This window comes from Roseateles sp. YR242, assembly GCF_900109745.1.
Taxonomy (GTDB): Bacteria; Pseudomonadota; Gammaproteobacteria; order Burkholderiales; family Burkholderiaceae_C; genus Roseateles.
On the sequence record NZ_FOAV01000007.1, the window covers coordinates 69,533 to 89,498 of the forward strand.

A 19,966-nucleotide genomic window follows, 5' to 3' on the forward strand; every position below is an offset into this window, starting at 1 on the left:
TCAGCCATGTCATGAGCGCTGCTGGGTTCTTCAAGCGACTGCTGGGTCGAGCGGCCCCGCGGTCTGCGGATGATGATCCGCCCAGCGCGCTGCCGACCACTCAGCCCATGCCCCGGATGGCCAGCGCCAAGCTGGACAACTACGACCTGGGCGAAGAAATCGGCCGCGGCGCCATGGCGATGGTTCACCAGGCCGTGGACCGCCGCAACGGCTTGGCTGTTGCCATCAAGCGTCTCTCCCTGCAGCGGGAGTTCGCCCCCGAGGACCTGCTGGACGTTCGAGAGCGCTTCATGCGCGAGGCCAGTGCCGCGCAGCATCTTGAGCACCCGGACATCCTGCGCGTGCTGGATGCCGGCGAGAGTGGTGGCGACACCTGGATTGCGATGGAGCTGGTGGTCGGCCACGACCTGAGCCACCACACCCGGGCCGCTCAGCGCTTGCCCCTGAGGGAAGTGCTGCTGCTGGTGGCCCGCCTGGCGCGGGCGCTGCATTACGCCCACAGCCATGGCGTGGTGCACCGCGACATCAAGCCTGCCAATGTCATGCTGGACCGGCCATCGGGCAGCGTGAAGATCATGGACTTCGGCATCGCCCGCGTGGCGGACGGTAGCCGAACCCGGACCGGCTTGGTGCTGGGAACGCCGTCCTACATGTCCCCGGAACAACTGGCTGGCCTGAAGGTGGATGGTCGCAGCGACCTGTATTCTTTAGGCGTCATGTTGTTTCAGCTTTTGACAGCGCACTTGCCTCATCAGTCGGACTCCATGGCCGCACTGATGCAGCAGATTGCCACCCAACGCCCACCCGACGTGCGGCAGTTCCGACCGGAATTGCCCGAATCCCTGGCCATGGTGCTGGCGCTTTCCCTGGAAAAACGGCCTGAGCTGAGGTATCAATCGGGCGAACAGCTGGCCCAGGATCTGGAAGCCGTGCTGGCGGAAGTGCCGGCGGAACTGGCGGGCAGTACCGGCAACCCGCCTGACATCCCATCGACCCATTCCCCTGGCTCGGCGTCAACATCCCCCGGAAGTGGTAGCGCAGACCGCACCGTTGATGGTGCTGAAGCGACAACCCCCCCGACAACGGGGCTGGCTTTCGAGGAAACTTTACGCCTTCACACTGGAGACGCGGTGCACAATCATCCTCCCCCAGCCGATCCCGCCAGCAAGACATGACCCTGGAGTTCTTCAGCGCCACCGACACCGGACGCGTGCGCGACAACAATGAAGACTCGATCGCCCTGGAACCCGGTGTGGGGCTGGCGGTGCTGGCAGACGGCATGGGCGGCTACAACGCCGGGGAGGTGGCCAGCCAGATGCTGACCTCCTTCATCAAGGCGGAGTTGGGCAGGTGGCTGGCGGAGGCCGGCCAGCATGCGTCCGACGCGGACGTGCGGCGGGCCATGGATATCTGCGTGGACAACGCCAACCGGGCGATATTCAACGCCGCCAATACGAATCCCCGATATGCCGGAATGGGCACCACCTTGGTGGTGGCGGTTTTCCGGGAGCAAAGTGTGCTCATGGGGCACGTGGGCGATTCCCGCGCCTACCGGCTGCGTGACGGTCAGCTGGTGCAAATGACCAGAGACCATTCGTTACTGCAAGAGCAGATCGATGCTGGTCTGCTTACGCCTGAAGAGGCGGTGTTTTCCAGCAACAAGAATCTGGTGACACGGGCTGTGGGGGTGGAAGACACCGTCATGCTGGAAATCCACCAGCATGAACTGCAACCCGGTGACCAGATTCTGCTGTGCAGCGATGGGCTGTCTGATATGGTGGATGACGCCTCTGTGGGTCAGATCCTGCAGAGTCACGCAGACCTTCCTGAGGCAGCACAGGCGCTGGTGGACGCCGCCAATGACATGGGCGGCAAGGATAATATTGCGATCGTTCTGGTTCGCGCGGAAAGTCGTACCAAGCCGTGGGCGTGGTGGCCCTTCAGTCGTAACCACGGGCGTCGCTGAGCGCGCCATCACAACTATAGACAGGACACGAGGTCAAAGATGGGCAAACTGGTGGTTTCGCTCGACGGTGTGGTGATCAAAGAGGTGCAGGTCACCAAGGACAAGACCACACTGGGTCGGCGCCCCTACAACGACATCGTGATCGACAATCTGGCGGTCAGCGGCGAACACGCCGTGATGCAGATGGTGGGTTCGGATGTCTTTATTGAAGACCTCAACTCGACCAACGGTACCTACATCAATGGCAAGGCTGTCAAAAAGCAGTTGCTGTCGCATGGGGACGTGATCGAGGTCGGCAAGTACAAGATCAAGTATCTGGTCGAGGACAACGCCGATTACGAAAAAACCATGATCCTGCGCCCGGGCCAATCCGCCCCGAGCAGCGGTTTTGGCCTTCCCTCGTCGTTCGGTGGGCTGAGCGGCGGTGCCGGTGCCACAACGGCTGCGCCGGCGGCTATCAAGGTGCTCAATGGCCCGGCGGCTGGCCGCGAGGTGGCCCTGAGCAAGGTGGTCACGACCGTGGGCAAGCCCGGCGTGCAGGTGGCCTCCATCACCAAGCGGCCCAGCGGTTATGTGTTTGCCCATGTGGAAGGCAGTGTCCGTCCTGTGGTGAACGGCGCGCCGTTGGCAGCCGAGTCCGTACCGCTCAAGAACGGCGACGTGATTGAGCTGGCCGGCACCCAGATGCAGTTCATGCAGGGCTGACCCAAGGGCGCGCTCCCCGCCATTGAATGGGCCCAGAGCGCGCTACCGCACGCTGGACAGCGGTATCCCACCAGGGGCGCGCGTTGTAGGGCGTTTGCCTACACGTGGAGGTTTTCACGGCATCCCGTTGGGAAGTCGTAACCTAAGGCAAAAAGCCGGGGAATCTCCAATTCAGCGCTTAGCAAGCGCCGAGGGTGGCCCTACAGTGAGCGCATGAAGATTCGCGTGCTCGGGTGCGCCGGTGCCATGGCGGCCGGGCACAAAACCACTTCCTTTCTGCTCGACGACGATGTGCTCATCGACGCCGGCAGCGGCGTGGGCGAGCTGTCGCTGGAAGCGATGGCGCGGATTGACCACATCTTTGTCTCGCACTCCCACCTGGATCATGTGCTGTCCATCGGGCTGCTGGCCGACACGGTGCAGCGCCGCCGCGCGCAAGAAGGCCGTCCGGCCGTGCAGGTGCATGCGCTGCCGCAGACGCTGAAGGCGCTGAAGGACCACATCTTCAACGGCGTGATCTGGCCCGACTTCACCCGGTTGCCAACCATTGAGAAGCCAGCACTGACTTTCCATGAGTTCGCCATCGGCGATCGTCTGGACATCGGGCGTGGTCGGGAGATCGAGGTGCTGAGTGCGGCTCACACCGTGCCAGCCGTGGGTTTTGCGGTGAACCCGGGTTCGGGTGCGCACTGGGTGTTCACGGGGGACACGGGGCCGAATCCGGCGCTGTGGAAGCGCCTGGGTGAGCTGAAGCTTTCCGATCTGGTGATCGAGTGCGCGTTTGGCAACGATGAGTGTGAGCTGGCTGGTATCAGCCAGCATCATTGCCCCATCACGTTGGGTGAAGAGCTCACCAAGCTGAAGACACCGTCGGTGCGGGTGCACATCACCCACATCAAGCCGGGCGAGCGGGCCGCCGTGATGGCCGCCGTGGAAGCCCTGAAGTCCGCGCATCGGGTGACGGCGCTGGAGCATTTCCAGGAATTCGAGCTGGGTTGAAGACCCGAGCAAGCGCCCGAAGGCCCCTGACACTTTGTGGCCTCTCGTCTGTATAGCGACCAAGCTGGGCAGTGCTGAGGGGCGCAATTTGTCACATTACTGACAAGCACGCGGCGCTTTGCCTCTGGACGGCGGGGGAATGAAGACGTACTTGAGGCTGGCATGGCCCCTGCAATACGGGTGATCTCACTGACCCGCTGGCGCCACCATGAAACGCACCCAACAAGGCTTTACCCTCATCGAACTGATCATCGTGGTGGCCATCATCGGCATCCTCGCAGCGATCGCGCTGCCCTCCTATTCGGACTACACCAAGAAGACCAAGATCACGGAGGTGATGCTGGCACTGACGCCGCCCAAGGCGCAGGTGCTGGAGTACGTCAACTCGGCGTCCTCGTTCCCGACGGCAGATCAACTGAATCTGTCGGCGCAGTCCAGCAAGTATGTCCAGAGCGTGACCTATGAGAAGGCCAGCGAGAGCGAAGTCTCCATTACCGCCCAGGTCCGTGCCGGTTCTATCAGTTCGGACCTGGACGGGACGCAATTGGTCCTCACGGGCAAGACTGGCGGCGCCGGCCTGACAAATGCGGCTGTGGACTGGACGTGTGCTGGAACCATTCCGGACAAATACCTCACGGTCGCGTGCCGCTCGGCAAGCTGAACCTGTGAAAGTGGCCCCAAAGGCCCTTCCGCAGTATCGGAAATCGCAATTTCGTTCGACCAGCGATCAACAAAAATGACACTTTTGGTCGTATGTCGCCCGTCTTGCGAACTTTGTTCATTTCCAGACAAAAATAGTCACTTGCAAATCCCCAGTCGCGGACAGTTCGTGCGGTAGCGCACATCAAATCACCTGAACCGCGCTGGCATGAGCTCTGCGATCAGAAGGGATGTCTCTACCGACCCCTCCCTTCTTTCCTAGGAGTTCTCTATGAAGCGTACTTTCCAAAAGGGTTTCACCCTGATCGAACTGATGATCGTTGTGGCGATCATCGGCATCCTGGCCGCTGTGGCTCTGCCGGCTTACTCCGACTACATGAAGAAAGCCAAGATCAGCGAAATCGTGCTGGCTCTGTCGGCTTTTAAGAACCCGATTCAGGAATACCTGACGACCAACGCCCACCTGCCGACCGTGTCGGAACTGGGCGCCAGCGGCACCAGCAAGTACGTGAAGACGATCGCTTACACCCCGACTGGCAACACGGGCGCGGGCACTAGCGCCAGCGACACCGACACGGCAACTCTGACAGCAACGGCTCAAAACATCGGGTCCGGCGTTGACAACGCAACATTGACCCTGGTGGGCACCGTGAGCGCTTCGTCGCTGACCCTGGCCTGGGTGTGCGGCACGAACGCCACGATTCCCAACCAATACCTGAGCGCCTCCTGCAAGCGCACCTAATTGCTTCGAACACTCTGATACAAGGGGGCCCTTTTTGGGCCCCTTTTTCATTTTTGGTCCTTCAGGGTGACCAAATTCGTCACGGATTCAAGCGACGAAGTCAAAAAAGTCGTGACGTAGATCACGATCTCTGGTCCTGGAGAGGCTGGCACGCCTCCTGCGCAATGTCGGGAGTCTCACCCCTCACCTCTTTAGGAAATTTATGAAGCGCACTCTGCAAAAGGGTTTCACCCTGATCGAACTGATGATCGTCGTGGCGATCATCGGTATTCTGGCTGCCGTGGCTCTGCCGGCTTACTCTGACTACATGAAGAAGGCCAAGATCAGCGAACTGGTGCTGGCTCTGTCGGCTTTCAAGAACCCGATTCAGGAATACCTGACGACCAACGCCCACCTGCCGACCGTGTCGGAACTGGGCGCCAGCGGCACCAGCAAGTACGTGAAGTCGATCGTTTACGCCCCGACCGGCGACACTGCCGCAGGCGCTACCGCCACCGACGCCGACACGGCAACCCTGACGGCAAAGGCTCAAAACATTGGCTCCGACGTTAACGAACAAACGTTGACCCTGGTGGGCACTGTGAGCGCCTCGTCGCTGACCCTGGCCTGGGTGTGCGGCACGAACGCCACGATCCCCAACCAATACCTGAGCGCTGCTTGCAAGCGCACCTAAGCAGGCTTTCTGCTTAAGTTCAAAGGGAGCCTCCGGGCTCCCTTTTGTCTTGGGCCTCTGCTTTAATGCGCGGGACCTGCCAGACCTCTGCCACCTTGCTTATGAACCGAACCGCTGTTGGGGCTGCCTGTCTGCCTTGGGGAATCCCGATTGCCTATCCCTTGTTGGGTATGGGGCTGGCAGCCCACGACTTTGCCCGTGGGGTTCAGTTGGCGTTGCTCCTGCTGGCATCAACGTGTTGGGCTTGGCACGGGACCAGAGTCCAGCTTCGGCAAAACTCACGATGGTCCACGCTCATTGTCAGCGGCACGCTGGTCGTTCTGGTCTCAGCTTCGACGTTACTGTCTGCCTATCCCACCATCGCTCTGCGCGAACTGCTGATCTTCGTTGGGCTGTGGGCATGGGCGCAAACCATGGCCAACGCGATGGCCAATACGCAAACGCGCAGAGCCGTTCTAAGGACCCTGGTGCTTGGTGCAATGGCACATTCGGTCCTGGTGCTTCTGCTACTGGCGGTGTCAGTTCTCGAAGGCAACCTGAGCGAACCTTGGGCTGCACTGGTCGGCTTCGATAATCCTCGCTTCCTGAATCACGCACAAACCGTTGCATTGCCGCTTGTCGCCATCGTCTCCGCCGATGACAGCTCGAAGCGGTGGCGGCAGTTGGCCTGGGCGACACTGGTGCTGGGCGGCATGCTGCTGTTCATCACGTATGGACGCGCCACATTGTTAGCATTGCTCTTGGGGCTGCTCGCGGGGCTATGGGCATTTGGCCGGCGTGGCTTGCCGTATGCGCGACGTACCGTCCCCCCCACGATCGTGGGCATGCTGTTGATGTGGGTGTGTTATTTGCTGTGGTTTCGACCGGCCGGCTACGTCATAGACCCGGACCAGTTCGCCCATGTCCATTACCGGGACTATCTCATCGGCCAGGCCGTCAAATTGTGGCAAACATCCCCTTGGCTCGGCGTCGGACCGATGCATTTCTCGCATTGGTACAACGGCGAAGCTGCGCATCCGCACGACCTCTACTTCCAACTGCTCGCGGAGTATGGGGCACCGGCCACGATCCTGATCCTGTTGGGGGCCGGCCGCTGGTTCGCAGCTTCTCTTAGAGCATTGCGTACGCTGCCAGAGCAACACACCAATGTCGGTGTCGGCCTTTGGGGCGCCTTGATCGGCATCGCTGTAGACGCCGCGTTCTCTGGCAATTTCGTGATGCCCGTGTCCCAGCTCTGGATCGCCATGGCTATCGCCATGGTCCTGGCCATGCGCGCAGATAAGCGCACAAATGCCGCACCTGCGTCGGGTATCGCCACTTCATCGACCTGGTCTCGCGCTCGGGGGGGCTTACCATGGCTGGTTGTTGCAGCCATGCTGTGGATGACAGTGCAGAGCTACCGCGAAGTGCTGCACAGTTCCCAGCCGACCCTCGGTACGTCCGGCGCGGTGCATGCAGCGCATGGCGAGACAACCAATCCCAACCCACGCTTCTGGATCATTGGCTGGTTTTGACTCTTATGAATTGGCATCATCGACTCCGCGCCGCTGGCATTCATCTGATCTCGTCGTTGGCGGTGGCCGCCATCGCAGCATCGGTGGTGCTTTTTGTCTGGTATCCCTGGCCCTACCGAATCGTGTCGGGCGGGGAGAACCTGCTGTTCATCCTGATGTCGGTGGACGTGGTCATCGGCCCGATGTTGACGCTGGCCGTATTCAACCTCAACAAGCCGCGCAAAGAACTGCGGCGAGACCTGGCCATCATCGTTACGCTGCAGTTGTGCGCGTTGGGTTATGGGCTCCATGCGGTGTACTTGGCACGTCCAGTCGTGCTGGCATTGGAAGTGGATCGCTTCCGCGTTACATCGGCCATTGAAGTGGTAGAGACCGAGCTGCCCCAGGCCGCAGCGGAATTCCGCTCGTTGTCGATGACCGGACCACGTCTGGTTAATACCGCCACGCCGCGGGAGGATCAACGGCTTGAGGCCATCGTCATGGGCATGAATGGCGCCGATCTCGGCGCGCGTCCCACCTACTGGCGGGCCTGGGACGATGAAGCCCGCCGTCAGGCGCTCAAGGTGGCCCATCCGGTGGACGACTGGTTGGCCAAGCACCCACAGGAGGGCGTAGCTGTTGTCGAGGCCATCAGCCGCACTGGCCAGCCGGCGCAGAACTTGGTGTATGTCCCCATGTTGGCCCACCGCATGGACTGGTCGGTGCTGCTGAACAAGACCTCGGGAGACCCCGTCGGTTTTGCGCCCATCAATAATTTCTGATTGCATCAGGCGGGCCTAGATCGTCCGAGCCTCAAACGACATGTCCATTGCTGCGTCGACCTCTGCTATGCATCGCCACCCTGTCACGCTAGTCGGACTGTTTATCGGTGTCGTGCTGGCACCGCTGTTCGCCTACAGTGACCTGCCTGCGCCATCGATGTACAACCAGCTCCTGGCCATCTTCGGCTTCGGCCTGGTGCTGATTGGTTTGAGCCTCGGTGGGGCATTGCACGCAGGTTGGCGCTTGCTGGATGGGGGCAGCCTCCTGCTGTTGCTGCTGTTGCTGATCACCCTGTTATCGCCGGTAACGCACGGTGCACCGCTATCTGGGGTACTGAGTTGCGGAGCGCTGTTGGTGACCGCCTTCCTCACCCTGCAGGCGGCGCGTGCGGTGCGGTGGGAAATGCGCGAAGACATATTGACCATGTTCAGCTTGGCGCTCGTGCTGGCAGGTCTGCTGAGTACCGTCGTGGGGGCGGTCCAGTTCTTCCAGCCCGGCTGGACAGACGATCTCTTTATTGCCCATACCAACAATGAAGGTCGTGCCGTGGGCAACGTGCGCCAGCCCAATCAGTTGGCCAGCCTGCTGTTGTGGAGCTGTGTAGGCGCTGTGTGGCTGGCCCAGAGCGGCTGGCTGGCACGCCGGCTTGGCACACCCAGGCGCGCCGTCGTTGCGCTGGGTGTCTTGCTGTGGCTACTGGTGCTGGGCATCCTTTTCAGTGCCTCTCGCACGGGCACCATTGGCATTTTGCTCGTGGTGATCTGGGCCCTTGTTGACGCGGTGCTCGCCCGCTCCGGCAGGGCACGTCTCACGCGCAGTGTGCGCATCGCCATCCTGTTGATGCCGGTGATGTGGGGCCTTGGCTGGTGCTTTGTGTCGTGGTGGGCTGAGACTCATGGCTTGGCCTTCTTCGGCCAGACGCGCCTCACCACACAAGGTGCTCAATCGCAAGAACGCCTGATGATCCTGCGGGACACCTTTGAACTGGTGAAGCAGTATCCATGGGCCGGAACGGGGTGGGGTCAGTTCAATTTCGCTTGGACAATGACGCCGTTCCCGCATCGCTATACCGCCTTTGTAGACCACACCCATAACGTGTTCCTGCAGTTCGTGGTGGAGCTTGGGGTGCCGTTGGGCGCCGTCGCATCGCTGCTGCTGCTGGCAGCCGCCGGTTTGGCAGCATGGAGAAGCGTGACAGATCGTCAGGGTGCCGCCGTCTGTGCGTTCATGATTGTGTTGGTTATCGGCCTCCACAGTCAGTCCGAGTACCCGCTCTGGTACGCGTACTTCCTTTTGCCGACGGCATTCGCCTATGGGCTCTGCGTGCTGCGCAATCCTGCAGAGCGTCCCGTGCGAGATCCTAAGGAAGATACCCCGGTACAGCGCAAGGACTTCGCGCTTGCAGGTGTCCTGATGGTGATTCTGGTGCCGTGGGCAGTGATCGACTATCTGACCATCGTCCATATCTATTCACCACGGCCTGGTGCCGCCCCGCTGGTCGAGCGACTGGCCGCAGGTGATGGCTCCCCGTTGTTCGACCTCCATGCGGATCACGCCATTGCGACGGTGCTACCGCCGGGTCCCCTGGCACTGCAAGCGGCGCACAAGGCCAGTCACCGCCTTATCGACGCCCGTCTCATGGTCGCCTGGGCCCGTTCGCTGAACGCCGCGGGCCAGACTGACAAGGCTCGTTACCTGGCCGACCGCCTGCGGGAATTCCATCATCCGCTGGGAGATGCGTTCTTCAAGGAATGCGAGCTGGCTGAAGAGGCGCACACGACGCTGCCGTTCCAGTGCACACCACCATCGCGTAACTACCTGCCCAGCGAAATGCGTTGATCGTTAGGGCTCTCAGGAAGGTTTAGAGTTCCGCCCTGTCTGCCCGACCTGGACCCCTCATGACGATCGCCGCGACGACGCCGGCCTCTGCCGCTCCCGATTCGACGCCTGACGCTGCCGCTGCGGCCCATGCTGCGGCAACGCAAGCGGCCGCCCCCGCTGGTCACCGCCACCCCCTCACCCTCCTCGGCCTGCTGATCGGCGTCACCCTGGCGCCGATGCTCGCCTTCAACCAGACACCGTCCGCCACGCTCTACAACCAGTTGCTGGCCTTCTTCGGTTTCGGCCTGGCGTTGATCGGCCTGGGCGTTGGCGGCGCGCTGCAACGCGGCTGGCGGTTGGACGGTGTGAGCATCGCCTTGCTGGTGATGCTGGCGGTGGCCCTGTCCGCCCCCGTCATCAACGACCTGCCGTGGTCCATGGCCCTGGCCGGCGGGGCCATGCTGTTCGGGGCCTGGGTGCTGGTGCAGACCGCGCGCGCTGTCCGCGAAGATCAGCGCGAATCCATCCTCACCCTGTTCTGCCTGGCCCTTGTCACTGCCGGCCTGCTCAGCGTCGTTGTCAGCTTCGTCCAGTTCTTCATTCCCTCATGGGCCGATGGCAATGTCATCGCCCGCACCGGCCTGGCAGGCCGGGCCGTGGGCAACATGCGCCAGCCGAACCATCTGGCCAGCCTGCTGCTCTGGAGCTGTGTTGCTGCCGTGTGGTTGGCCCAGGGCGGTTGGCTCGAACGGCGCCTGCGGGGGGGCGTGCGCGCTGCCGTCGCCTTGGGGGGGCTGTTGTTCCTCTTTGTGCTGTGTGTGCTGTTCAGCGCATCGCGCACCGGCTTCATCGGCGTTGGCCTGCTGGCCCTCTGGGGCTGGACTGAATTGCTGCTGGCCTGGGGGCGCCCCGCCGCCGCCCGCTTGCGCAAAGGGCCGCGTATCGTGCTGGCGCTCACCCCCGTCATGTTTGCGGCCAGTTGGGGCCTGGTCCGCTGGTGGACCCATGCCAGTGGCCACGCCTTTGGCGCAGAGTCCCGCCTGAGCGATGAAGGCGCGGGCTCGCCATCCCGGCTCGCGATCCTGCGCAACACCTGGTCGCTGCTCAAGCAGCACCCCTGGACCGGCACCGGCTGGGGCGACTTCAATTTCGCCTGGACCATGACGCCCTTCCCGGACCGTCCGGTCGCCTTCTTCGATCATTGCCACAACATCGTGCTTCAGCTGCTGGCGGAAATGGGCTGGCCGCTGGGCCTGTTGGTGATCGTGCTGCTGGTGGTGGGTTTTGTAGTCGCCGGCCTCCGCGGCCATGCGGACCGCCGCGGGGCGGGCTTGTGCGCCTTCATGATCGTGCTGATGATCGGGCTGCACAGCATGTCGGAATATCCGCTCTGGTATGCCTACTTCCTGCTGCCGGCAGCATTTGCCTTGGGCCTGTGTTTCGTGCGGCCGGCCAAAGGCGACACCGTGAGTGCCGATGCCGTCTCGGCCCCCGCAGCCGCGGTGGCATCCGTGGCATCCCCGCGGGCCAAGCGCTGGGACCTGGTCACCCTCGGCGCCATCACCGTGTTGCTGGTGCCTGTGACGGTCTGGGACTACCTGCGCATCGTGCACATCTACGCGCCGCCGCAGGGCGCGGCCTCGCTGGAGGAGCGGATGGCCATCGGCCAGCGCTCGCCGCTGTTTGACCTGCAGGCGGACTACGCGTTGGCGACCGTACTGCCCCCGGGCGCAGAGGCCCTGGTGGCGGCGCAGCGCACAGGCCACCATCTGATCGACACGCGGCTCATGGTCGCCTGGGCGCGTTCTCTCGCGGCAGTGGGCGAGACCGACAAGGCGCGCTTTGTCGCTCAGCGTCTCAAGGAATTCCGCAATCCGGTGGGCGACGAGTTCTTCGCGGAATGCAAGGCACTGGAGACAGTCAAGCTCGACCCGCGCCCGTTCCAATGTGACCCACCGTCGCGGGTCTACCAGTTCCAGGAAATGCGCTGACTCGGTTGGGGCTGGAGCGGGGCTGCCGCGGAACCGTGCCGAGGCCCTGGCGGGGCGCTCAGACCTGCGCCACCCAATCCCCCGACTTCCCGCCATGCTTCTCCAGCACCCGGATCTGCTCCATCACCATGCCGCGGTCCGCCGCCTTGCACATGTCGTAGACGGTGAGCAGCCCGACCTGCACGGCGGTCAGCGCTTCCATTTCCACACCGGTGCGGCCCAGGGTCTCCACCTGGGCGATACACACCACCGCGCTGGCCGCTTCGTCGACCTCGAATTCGATCGCGACCCGCGTGATGGGCAGCGGATGGCACAAGGGAATCAGGTCTGAAGTCCGCTTCGCGGCCTGGATGGCGGCGATGCGGGCCACACCCAGCACGTCTCCCTTTTTTGCCTCGCCTTTCATGATCAAGGCCAAGGTCTCTGGCAGCATACGGATACGTCCCGCGGCGCGAGCGATGCGGTGGGTGACATCCTTGCCGGCAACGTCCACCATATGGGCCTGGCCCTCGGCGTCAAAATGGGTGAGAGGCGAGCTCATAAATAGGGCAACAATCGCGAAACCGTCATAGCGCCATGATAGATCGTGGTCTTGGAGATGCTTTGAAGCGAGTGAATTCCAGCGTGCCCACTTCCCGGGGTGGTGCTTCTTCCGTCAGCCGTGGCCGGCGGTGCCTGGCGGCCCTGTTGAGCGTCACGCTGCTCAGCCAGAGCGTATGGGCGCAGGTGAACCTGCCGGCCCTCGGAGATTCCGTGTCCGCCGAGGTGAGCATCGGTGCGGAGAAGAAGCTGGGCGACCAGGTCATGCGCCAGATCCGCCCCGATCCCGATTTCATCGACGACCCCCTGCTGCTCGAATATGTACAGGGCACCTTCAACCCGTTGGTGAAGGCGGCGCGCCGCCTCGGCAATATCAGTGACGACACCGCCGACCGCTTTGCGTGGGAAGTCTTCCTGGTGCGAGACAAGTCGGTCAACGCCTTCGCACTGCCCGGCGGTTATATCGGCGTGCACCTGGGCCTGATCGCCATGACCGGCGCGCGGGATGAACTGGCCTCAGTGCTGGGGCACGAGCTCTCGCACATCACGCAGCGCCACATTGCGCGCAGCATCATCGGGGATTCACGCAACTCCATGCTGGCCACGGCCGGCATGATCCTGGGCATCCTGGCCGCCGCCCGCAGCCGCAGCACGGATGGCGTCCAGGCGGCGGTGCTGGGTAGCCAGGCGGCGGCTGCGCAGGCCTCGCTGAACTTCTCGCGGGACATGGAGCGGGAGGCCGACCGGGTCGGCTTCCAGGTCATGACGCAGGCCGGTTATGCGCCCGCCGGCATGGCCAGCATGTTCGAACGCATGGAGCAGGCCTATCACCTGATGGATTCCGGCGCATACCCTTACTTGCGCAGCCACCCATTGACCAGCGAGCGTATTGGCGAGGCCCGCGCCCGCCTGGGCACCAATGCCGAAACCAAGCTGGTGGGCACCACCGAACACGCGCTGATGGCGGCGCGTTCCAAGGTGCTGATGGACCAGCGCGCCGAAGCCTGGCGCCAGTTGCAGGGCCTGGATGCCGGTGCGCGCCAGGGGGCCCGCACGGACCAGTTGGCCGCGCGCTATACCAGCGCGCTGGCCTCCATCAAGCTGCGGGACTTCTCCCGCGCCGAGGCCACGCTCAAGACCGCGGACGCCATCGCCGGCCTGCTGGGAGCGGACCCCGGCGCCCAGCGCATGATGGTCTTCCTCCACGCGGAGTTCGAGCTGGCCCGAGGCAAGCCCGCGGCGGGTTTTGCAGCGCTGGATGCCCTCAAGGGCGACCGTTCTCGTCCCATGCTGATGTTGAAGGCGGAACTGGCCAAGGCGGACGACCGCCCCGAGATCAAGCGCGACGTGGTGGATTCGCTGCAAACCTACCTGAGCCTGAACAGCGCCGATTCCCTGGGTTGGCAGGAGATTGCGCCGCTGTGGCAGCAACTGAACCAGCCCCTGCGCTCGGTGCGCGCGCAAGGCGAAGCCCGCGCCGCACTGGGTGATATCAACGGTGCCATCGACCGCATGCGCTCGGCGCTGAGGCAGTCGCGCAGCCGGGATTCGGACCAGATCGAAGCGTCGGTGATCGATGCCCGCCTGCGCAGCCTGCTGTATGAGCAACGCCAGATGCTGGCCGAGATGTACCCGCGGGGCGTGCCCGTCGGCGCCGAGCCCTGAGGCGACGGCACCAGCGGGAATCAAGCGGAGAATCAAGCGGGAATTCCTGGAATGCCCAAGGGCCTGGACGCCACAGCGCCAGGCCCTTTTTCTGTCTGGCGTATGGCTGCGGCTGCGCTTACTCGGCGTCCGGGAACAGCCGCTCCATCACGACATCGATCGCCATGCCACACAGGCTGTAGATCAGCGAGCCGATCAGCGCCGCTGCAAAGCCGGCGACCGTGAACCCATCCAGCACCGTGGCCGTGGCCCAGAACAGCAGGGCATTGATCACGAACAGGAACAGGCCCAGCGTCAGCAGCGTGACCGGCAGGGTCAGCAGCACCAGCACTGGCCGCAGGATGGTGTTGAACAGCCCCAGCACCAGCGCCGCAATCAAAGCCGTGGTGAAGCTCTTCACCTGCACGCCGGGGTAGAGATGCGCCACCAGCAGCAGGGCGCCGGCCAGCAGCAACCAACGGATCAAGGTCTTCATGCGCGCAGCATACCGGTAGCCGCAAGTAGAAAAAACCGAAGTTGCAACACTTGATGCATATGCATAATCCGAATCTTCCGAAAGGGGAGTAGTAACGCGGCGCCCCGCCGCGGCAGTGGTTCGTCAATACGTTGTCCTCGGACAGCCGGACGCTGCACCTGGAACCTGGATCTCCGCATCCTTCCTCCAGCCTTGCAAGACCTTTCGGCCGTTAGGCGCCTGTCCTCATCTGGCAGGCGGTTGTCTCGGTAATGGCGCAACATCCGCGGTAGCGCCAGACTTGCAAGGGGTTTCCATGAGCACGATCGTGCCAAGTTGGTTGTGGGCCGTCTTCGTCGGCATCGTGGTGCTGGCGCTCATTCTGGACTTTGTGGTGCTGCGCAAGCAGGGCGACCATGAGGTGTCCGTCAAGGAAGCGATCAATTGGTCCGCCGTCTGGGTGGCGCTCAGCCTGGCCTTCGCCGGCCTGCTCTGGTGGTCCGTCCGTGATGGCACGGGCAGCGTGGAGCTGGCCAACACCAAGGCCCTGGAGTTCATCACCGGCTATCTGATCGAGAAGTCGCTGGCGGTGGACAACATCTTTGTCTTCCTGATGATCTTCACCTACTTCGCGGTGCCCAGCGCCTACCAGAAGCGGGTGCTGATGCTGGGCATCATCGGCGCCATTGTGCTGCGCACGGTGATGATCCTGGTGGGCGGCTGGCTCATCGCACAGTTCCACTGGGTGCTTTATCTCTTCGGGGCCTTCCTGCTGATCACCGGCATCAAGATGTGGTGGGCCGCTGGCCAGGAGCCGGATCTGGAAAGCAACCCGGCCTTGAAGCTGCTGCGCAAGGTGCTGCCGGTGAGCCAGAAGTTCGACGGCGAAAAGTTCTTCACCATCGAAAACGGCAAACGCCTGGCAACGCCCATGCTGCTGGTCATTGCGCTGGTGGGCATGACGGACGTGATCTTCGCGGTGGACTCCATCCCCGCCATCTTTGCCATCACGGCCGACCCCTTCATCGTGCTGAGCTCCAACATCTTCGCCATCCTCGGCCTGCGCGCCATGTACTTCCTGCTGGCGGCCATGGCGTCCAAGTTCCATCTGCTGAGCTACGGCCTGGCGGTGGTGCTGGTGTTCATCGGCAGCAAGATGATGTTGATCGATGTGATCAAGATTCCGGTGCTGTTCTCGCTGGGAGTGGTGGTGGGCATCCTGGCCTTCACCATGTGGCTGAGCTTGCGTACCGCCCCTAAGTTGCCCGCGCAGCACGAGCCGCAGCAACTGACCTGATCTACGCGCTTTCCGCCACGGGCACCTTACCGGTGCCCGTTTTCGTTTTTCCGACGTGCAAGTTCAGTTTTCGTGGTGTGGTCACCACGTATCTATGTCATTCATGACATGAAGTCTTTGACATGGCCAAATGAGAATGACTAGCATCTAGCCCTTCGGTTCCGGCGACGGAATCTGAACGAGTTGCCGCCAGCCAGTCGTGAACACGGGGAGGGGCCTTGCATCAGGTGCGCCACAGAGCGCCGCCGGCAAGGCCGATTTGCACGTAGCCAGCAGAGCCGATTCGATCCATTTCTACAAGAAACTTCGGAGCTCTCTTCCCCATGGCTACGTACATCAAGAGCCGCAAGCACGCGGTGGCCCCCCTCGCTGCGCTCGCCGCGTCCTTCGCCCTGCCGCTGGCCGCGCAGGCAGACCCCGCCGCAGCACCGGCCGCGGCCGACACCGCACCCTCCGCCAGCAGCAGCACCTTCCTGCCCACGGTGAAGGTGGACGGTACCGCCACCTCCGACTACAAGGTCGACAAGAGCGCTTCCTCCAAGCTGACCCAGCCGCTGCTGGAAACGCCCAAGACCATCCAGGTGATCCGCAAGGAAGTGCTCCGTGAGCAGGGGGCGGTCTCCCTGGTGGAAGCCCTGCAGAACACCCCGGGCATCACGATGCAGTTGGGGGAGAACGGCAACACGTCCGCCGGCGACACCTTCCGGATGCGTGGTTTCTCCGCCAGTACGTCCACCTTCGTGGACGGTATCCGCGACCTGGGCGCTGTGACGCGCGACATCTTCAACACCGATCAGATCGAAGTGGTGAAGGGCCCCGCCGGGGCCGACACCGGCCGTGCTGCCAGCGCCGGCTACATCAACCTGATCACCAAGCTGCCGCAGGCCGACACCTTCATCGAAGGCACCGCCACCATCGGCGATGCCGATCGCAAGCGCGCCTCCGTTGACGTCAATCAGAAGCTGGGCGAGAACACCGCCGTCCGGCTGAACGGTGTGTGGCAGGACTTCGGCGTGCCGGGCCGCGACCAGGTCAAGAAGAAGACCTATGGCTTTGCACCCTCCGTGGCCTTTGGCCTGGGAACGCCCACCCGTTTCTATGTCTATTCGCAGCACGTGCGGCAGAACAACCTGCCCGACGGTGGCATTCCTTCGATCGGCTGGCCTGGCTACACGCTGGGCGCCACGTATACCGGTGCCGCGCGTGAAGCGCTGCTGGCCGCGCCCAAGGTGGACACCAGCAACTTCTACGGCAGCGTCCATGACTATGAGGACGTGAAGGCCGACATGGTCACCACCAAGCTGGAAATGGACCTGGGCAATGGCACCACCGTGCGCAATATCGCCCGTTATGGCCGCACCTTCATGGACCGCATGGTCACCGGTGTCAACACCATCACAGCGGTCACGCCTGCGGACCCCAGCACCTGGACCGTCAGCCGCTCGCGTCAGCGTGTCAATCAGACCAACGAGATCCTGACCAACCAGACCAGCCTGACCACCAGCTTCGCCACAGCCGGTGTCAAGCATGACTTGGCCACCGGGATCGAGCTGACCTACGAAAGCCAGGACAACCGCGCCTTCACGGCGACTGCCGCCGACCCGGCCAACCTCTACAACCCCAACCCCAATGTGCAACTGGGCGGCTCGGTCCGCAATACCGCTAGCGACACGTCCGGCAGCACCACCACCGAGGCCATCTACGCGCTCGACACGCTGGCACTGACCGAGGCGCTGAAGCTGACCCTGGGCCTGCGCAGCGACCACTACACCGCCAAGTACGCCACTGCGACCGCTGCCTTCAACACGTCCAAGTGGGTGACCAGCTGGAACACGGCGTTGCTGTACAAGCTGGCCGACAACGGTACCGTCTATGTGGCCGCTGCGAACTCGATCACCCCGCCCGGAGGCACCAACTTCCAGCTGGCGGCGACCGGCCAGCAATCCACCGCCGCCGACCCGCAGGAAACCCAGAACTACGAGTTGGGCACCAAGTGGGACCTGTTGAACAAGCGGCTGAACCTGACGGCGGCGCTCTACCGCAGCGACAACGACGGCCAGGTCAGCGTGGACTCCGTGACCGGCGTTGCCACGCAAGGCGGCAAGACCCGCGTGCAGGGCATTGAACTGGCCGCCGTGGGCCAACTGACCAACTTCTGGCAGGTCACGGCCGGTGTCCAGACCATGAACACCAAGCAGATCAACCAGCGTTCCGCGAATGCCACCACTGGTGTGCAGACGCAGACGGATGGCGTGCAGTGGTCGCCGAAGTGGTCCGCCACCTTGTGGACCTCCTATCAGTGGGGTGACATCACCGTGGGTGGCGGTGTCAGCCACACCGCCGAACAAAAGCGGGTGGTCACGGTGGCCGCGCCTGCCAGCACCGGCCTGGCAACGCTGCCGGCCTATACGGTCGCCAACGCCATGGCCGCCTACCGCGTCAACAAGAATGTCAGCCTGCAGCTGAACGTCACCAACCTGTTCGACAAGGAATACATGTCTTCGTTGAACAATGGTGGCAGCCGCCTGACCCTGGGCGCTCCTCGTGCCGTGAGCCTCTCCGCCAACATCGGTTTCTGAGCTTCATGGTGTAGGGTTTGCAGGCCTGCCCCCGCCAGCAGTCATGGCGGGGGCAGGCCTTTGTGCCATTGCAGCTGCCGATATTTCGAGAACCACATGCTTCTTCACATCCCTGAAGTGCTCAGCAAGGAGGACGTCCGCGAGATGCGCCGCCTGCTCGATGCCGCCGACTGGACCGACGGTCGGGCCACCGTGGGTGAACAGGGGGCCAAGGTCAAGCAGAACCGGCAGATGCCGGCGGACCACCCGGTGGCCAAACAGATCGCGGAACACATCCAGCAGGTGCTGAAGCGACACCCGCTGTTCATCTCCGCCGCCTTGCCGCTGCGCACGCTGGAGCCGCTGTTCAACCGCTATGAAGGGGGCGAGCACTACGGCTTCCATGTGGACGGTGCCATCATGCGCCAGCAGGGCTCGTCGCAGCCGCTGCGCAGCGATGTCTCCACCACGCTCTTCCTGTGCGAGCCGGAGGAATACGAAGGCGGCGAGCTGGAGGTGGTGGACACCTACGGCACGCACGAAGTGAAACTGCCGGCCGGCGACATGATCGTCTACGCCAGCACCAGCCTGCACCGCGTCATGCCGGTCACCCGTGGCGTACGTGTCTGCGCTTTCTTCTGGACGCAGAGCATGATCCGCCAGGACTGGCAGCGCCACATGATGTTCGAGTTGGACCAGACCATTCAGCGCCTGCGGGCCACGCTGGGCGACAACGCCGAGACCACCACGCTGACCGGCCACTATCACAACCTGCTGCGGCTCTGGGCCGACACCTGATGTCCCAAGAGACCCCTTCCACGCCAGCCGCCGCCACCGCAACCCCTGCCGTCACCAAGGGCCCCGCAGCCCGCGCGGCCTGGCTCAAGACCCTGCATCAATGGCACTGGATCAGCTCCGCGCTGTGCCTGATCGGCATGTTGCTGTTTGCTGCCACCGGCATCACGCTCAACCACGCAGCCAGCATCGAGTCCAAGCCCACGGTGGTGAACCGCCAGGCGCAGGTGCCGGACACGCTGATGGCGGCTGTTCGCCCTGACGAGGGGAATGACCAGCACGGCAAGGCGGACGCGAGGAGCAAGGACCAGAAGGTCGCCCTGCCCACGCCGCTGCGCGACTGGCTCAGCCAGGCCCTGGGCCGCGCCGTGGACGACCGCGAGGCCGAATGGTCCCGCGAGGAGATCTATCTCTCCATGCCGCGCCCCGGTGGTGACGCCTGGGTGCGCATCGACCGCGCCACCGGCGAGGTGGAGTTCGAGGACACCGACCGTGGCTGGATCTCGTATTTCAACGACCTGCACAAAGGGCGCCATGCCGGCGTGGCCTGGAGCTGGTTCATCGACATCTTTGCCGTGGCCTGCCTGTTGTTCTCCATCACCGGGCTGCTGATCCTCAAATTCCATGCGGTCAGCCGGCCCAGCACCTGGCCGATCGTCGGGCTGGGTTTCCTCATTCCAGCCTTGCTGGCCCTGCTGCTGATGCACTGAGGCCCAACCCGGTATCCACGCGATGCTGGTGTCCACACACAAGACAGCAACACAACAAAACGACAAACCCACTTCCCGCCGAGCCATCGCCAGGCCTCTTCCCTCCGATTCACG

The 19,966-nt window shown here is 63.2% G+C and carries 18 protein-coding genes; 16 read left to right on the plus strand and 2 right to left on the minus strand.

What is annotated here, in order from left to right; all coding sequences use genetic code 11:
• Positions 1-11: 11 nt before the first annotated feature.
• The 11 genes from BMY53_RS14660 (at position 12) to BMY53_RS14710 (ending at position 11,833) form a co-directional block, all read left to right on the plus strand.
• Positions 12-1,175, plus strand: coding sequence for a serine/threonine-protein kinase (locus tag BMY53_RS14660; protein WP_092947230.1), 1,164 nt, complete (start codon positions 12-14; stop codon positions 1,173-1,175).
• Positions 1,172-1,966 (plus strand): Stp1/IreP family PP2C-type Ser/Thr phosphatase, encoded by a 795-nt coding sequence (locus tag BMY53_RS14665; RefSeq protein ID WP_092947231.1) that lies wholly within the window; start codon positions 1,172-1,174, stop codon positions 1,964-1,966. The genes BMY53_RS14660 and BMY53_RS14665 overlap by 4 nt, the downstream gene beginning before the upstream one ends.
• Before the next feature lie 39 nt (positions 1,967-2,005).
• Positions 2,006-2,671, plus strand: a complete 666-nt coding sequence (locus BMY53_RS14670; protein WP_092947232.1) for an FHA domain-containing protein — start codon at positions 2,006-2,008, stop codon at positions 2,669-2,671.
• 213 nt (positions 2,672-2,884) lie between these two features.
• Positions 2,885-3,670, plus strand: coding sequence for an MBL fold metallo-hydrolase (locus BMY53_RS14675; protein WP_092947233.1), 786 nt, complete (start codon positions 2,885-2,887; stop codon positions 3,668-3,670).
• Between the two features lie 208 nt (positions 3,671-3,878).
• The gene (locus BMY53_RS14680; RefSeq protein WP_092947234.1) at positions 3,879-4,331 is read left to right on the plus strand and encodes a pilin; all 453 of its coding nucleotides are present in this window, start codon (positions 3,879-3,881) and stop codon (positions 4,329-4,331) included.
• A 270-nt stretch (positions 4,332-4,601) separates the two neighbouring features.
• Complete coding sequence (locus BMY53_RS14685; RefSeq protein WP_092947235.1) at positions 4,602-5,072, plus strand: pilin; 471 nt, start codon at positions 4,602-4,604, stop codon at positions 5,070-5,072.
• A gap of 202 nt (positions 5,073-5,274) precedes the next feature.
• The gene (locus BMY53_RS14690; RefSeq protein ID WP_092947236.1) at positions 5,275-5,745 is read left to right on the plus strand and encodes a pilin; all 471 of its coding nucleotides are present in this window, start codon (positions 5,275-5,277) and stop codon (positions 5,743-5,745) included.
• A gap of 101 nt (positions 5,746-5,846) precedes the next feature.
• Positions 5,847-7,259: an O-antigen ligase family protein gene (locus tag BMY53_RS14695; RefSeq protein WP_177200889.1), complete on the plus strand. Its 1,413-nt coding sequence runs from the start codon at positions 5,847-5,849 to the stop codon at positions 7,257-7,259.
• Positions 7,260-7,264: 5 nt separating this feature from the next.
• Positions 7,265-8,020, plus strand: coding sequence for a TfpX/TfpZ family type IV pilin accessory protein (tfpZ, locus tag BMY53_RS14700; RefSeq protein WP_092947238.1), 756 nt, complete (start codon positions 7,265-7,267; stop codon positions 8,018-8,020).
• 40 nt (positions 8,021-8,060) lie between these two features.
• Positions 8,061-9,860, plus strand: a complete 1,800-nt coding sequence (locus tag BMY53_RS14705) for a PglL family O-oligosaccharyltransferase (RefSeq protein ID WP_092947239.1) — start codon at positions 8,061-8,063, stop codon at positions 9,858-9,860.
• 59 nt (positions 9,861-9,919) lie between these two features.
• Positions 9,920-11,833: a PglL family O-oligosaccharyltransferase gene (locus tag BMY53_RS14710; protein ID WP_092947240.1), complete on the plus strand. Its 1,914-nt coding sequence runs from the start codon at positions 9,920-9,922 to the stop codon at positions 11,831-11,833.
• Positions 11,834-11,891: 58 nt separating this feature from the next.
• On the opposite strand, the gene moaC is transcribed toward BMY53_RS14710, so the two are convergent.
• Entirely contained in the window at positions 11,892-12,374 is a 483-nt protein-coding gene (moaC, locus tag BMY53_RS14715) for a cyclic pyranopterin monophosphate synthase MoaC (protein WP_092947241.1), read from the minus strand.
• 83 nt (positions 12,375-12,457) lie between these two features.
• Between moaC and BMY53_RS14720 the strand changes: the two genes are divergently transcribed.
• Entirely contained in the window at positions 12,458-14,038 is a 1,581-nt protein-coding gene (locus BMY53_RS14720) for a M48 family metalloprotease (RefSeq protein WP_255370209.1), read from the plus strand.
• A gap of 118 nt (positions 14,039-14,156) precedes the next feature.
• On the opposite strand, the gene BMY53_RS14725 is transcribed toward BMY53_RS14720, so the two are convergent.
• A complete protein-coding gene (locus tag BMY53_RS14725) occupies positions 14,157-14,513 on the minus strand; it encodes a phage holin family protein (protein WP_092947243.1) in 357 nt (118 codons plus the stop codon).
• Positions 14,514-14,808: 295 nt separating this feature from the next.
• On the opposite strand from BMY53_RS14725, the gene BMY53_RS14730 reads away from it, so the two are divergent.
• The 4 genes from BMY53_RS14730 (at position 14,809) to BMY53_RS14745 (ending at position 19,852) form a co-directional block, all read left to right on the plus strand.
• Positions 14,809-15,789 (plus strand): TerC family protein, encoded by a 981-nt coding sequence (locus BMY53_RS14730; RefSeq protein ID WP_092947244.1) that lies wholly within the window; start codon positions 14,809-14,811, stop codon positions 15,787-15,789.
• Between the two features lie 323 nt (positions 15,790-16,112).
• Positions 16,113-18,368, plus strand: coding sequence for a TonB-dependent siderophore receptor (locus BMY53_RS14735; RefSeq protein ID WP_092947245.1), 2,256 nt, complete (start codon positions 16,113-16,115; stop codon positions 18,366-18,368).
• A 96-nt stretch (positions 18,369-18,464) separates the two neighbouring features.
• Positions 18,465-19,145, plus strand: coding sequence for a Fe2+-dependent dioxygenase (locus BMY53_RS14740; protein WP_092947246.1), 681 nt, complete (start codon positions 18,465-18,467; stop codon positions 19,143-19,145).
• Complete coding sequence (locus tag BMY53_RS14745; protein WP_092947247.1) at positions 19,145-19,852, plus strand: PepSY-associated TM helix domain-containing protein; 708 nt, start codon at positions 19,145-19,147, stop codon at positions 19,850-19,852. The genes BMY53_RS14740 and BMY53_RS14745 overlap by 1 nt, the downstream gene beginning before the upstream one ends.
• Positions 19,853-19,966 lie beyond the last annotated feature (114 nt).

What these genes read in the sequence shown, in the direction of transcription:
- moaC (WP_092947241.1), bottom strand. Translation starts at nt 12,374, where the DNA reads ATGAGCTCGCCTCTCACCCATTTTGACGCCGAGGGCCAGGCCCATATG.
- BMY53_RS14745 (WP_092947247.1), top strand. Translation starts at nt 19,145, where the DNA reads ATGTCCCAAGAGACCCCTTCCACGCCAGCCGCCGCCACCGCAACCCCT.
- BMY53_RS14675 (WP_092947233.1), top strand. Translation starts at nt 2,885, where the DNA reads ATGAAGATTCGCGTGCTCGGGTGCGCCGGTGCCATGGCGGCCGGGCAC.
- BMY53_RS14740 (WP_092947246.1), top strand. Translation starts at nt 18,465, where the DNA reads ATGCTTCTTCACATCCCTGAAGTGCTCAGCAAGGAGGACGTCCGCGAG.
- BMY53_RS14670 (WP_092947232.1), top strand. Translation starts at nt 2,006, where the DNA reads ATGGGCAAACTGGTGGTTTCGCTCGACGGTGTGGTGATCAAAGAGGTG.
- BMY53_RS14710 (WP_092947240.1), top strand. Translation starts at nt 9,920, where the DNA reads ATGACGATCGCCGCGACGACGCCGGCCTCTGCCGCTCCCGATTCGACG.
- BMY53_RS14705 (WP_092947239.1), top strand. Translation starts at nt 8,061, where the DNA reads ATGTCCATTGCTGCGTCGACCTCTGCTATGCATCGCCACCCTGTCACG.
- BMY53_RS14660 (WP_092947230.1), top strand. Translation starts at nt 12, where the DNA reads ATGAGCGCTGCTGGGTTCTTCAAGCGACTGCTGGGTCGAGCGGCCCCG.
- BMY53_RS14725 (WP_092947243.1), bottom strand. Translation starts at nt 14,513, where the DNA reads ATGAAGACCTTGATCCGTTGGTTGCTGCTGGCCGGCGCCCTGCTGCTG.
- BMY53_RS14695 (WP_177200889.1), top strand. Translation starts at nt 5,847, where the DNA reads ATGAACCGAACCGCTGTTGGGGCTGCCTGTCTGCCTTGGGGAATCCCG.
- BMY53_RS14690 (WP_092947236.1), top strand. Translation starts at nt 5,275, where the DNA reads ATGAAGCGCACTCTGCAAAAGGGTTTCACCCTGATCGAACTGATGATC.
- BMY53_RS14665 (WP_092947231.1), top strand. Translation starts at nt 1,172, where the DNA reads ATGACCCTGGAGTTCTTCAGCGCCACCGACACCGGACGCGTGCGCGAC.
- BMY53_RS14680 (WP_092947234.1), top strand. Translation starts at nt 3,879, where the DNA reads ATGAAACGCACCCAACAAGGCTTTACCCTCATCGAACTGATCATCGTG.
- tfpZ (WP_092947238.1), top strand. Translation starts at nt 7,265, where the DNA reads ATGAATTGGCATCATCGACTCCGCGCCGCTGGCATTCATCTGATCTCG.
- BMY53_RS14730 (WP_092947244.1), top strand. Translation starts at nt 14,809, where the DNA reads ATGAGCACGATCGTGCCAAGTTGGTTGTGGGCCGTCTTCGTCGGCATC.
- BMY53_RS14685 (WP_092947235.1), top strand. Translation starts at nt 4,602, where the DNA reads ATGAAGCGTACTTTCCAAAAGGGTTTCACCCTGATCGAACTGATGATC.
- BMY53_RS14735 (WP_092947245.1), top strand. Translation starts at nt 16,113, where the DNA reads ATGGCTACGTACATCAAGAGCCGCAAGCACGCGGTGGCCCCCCTCGCT.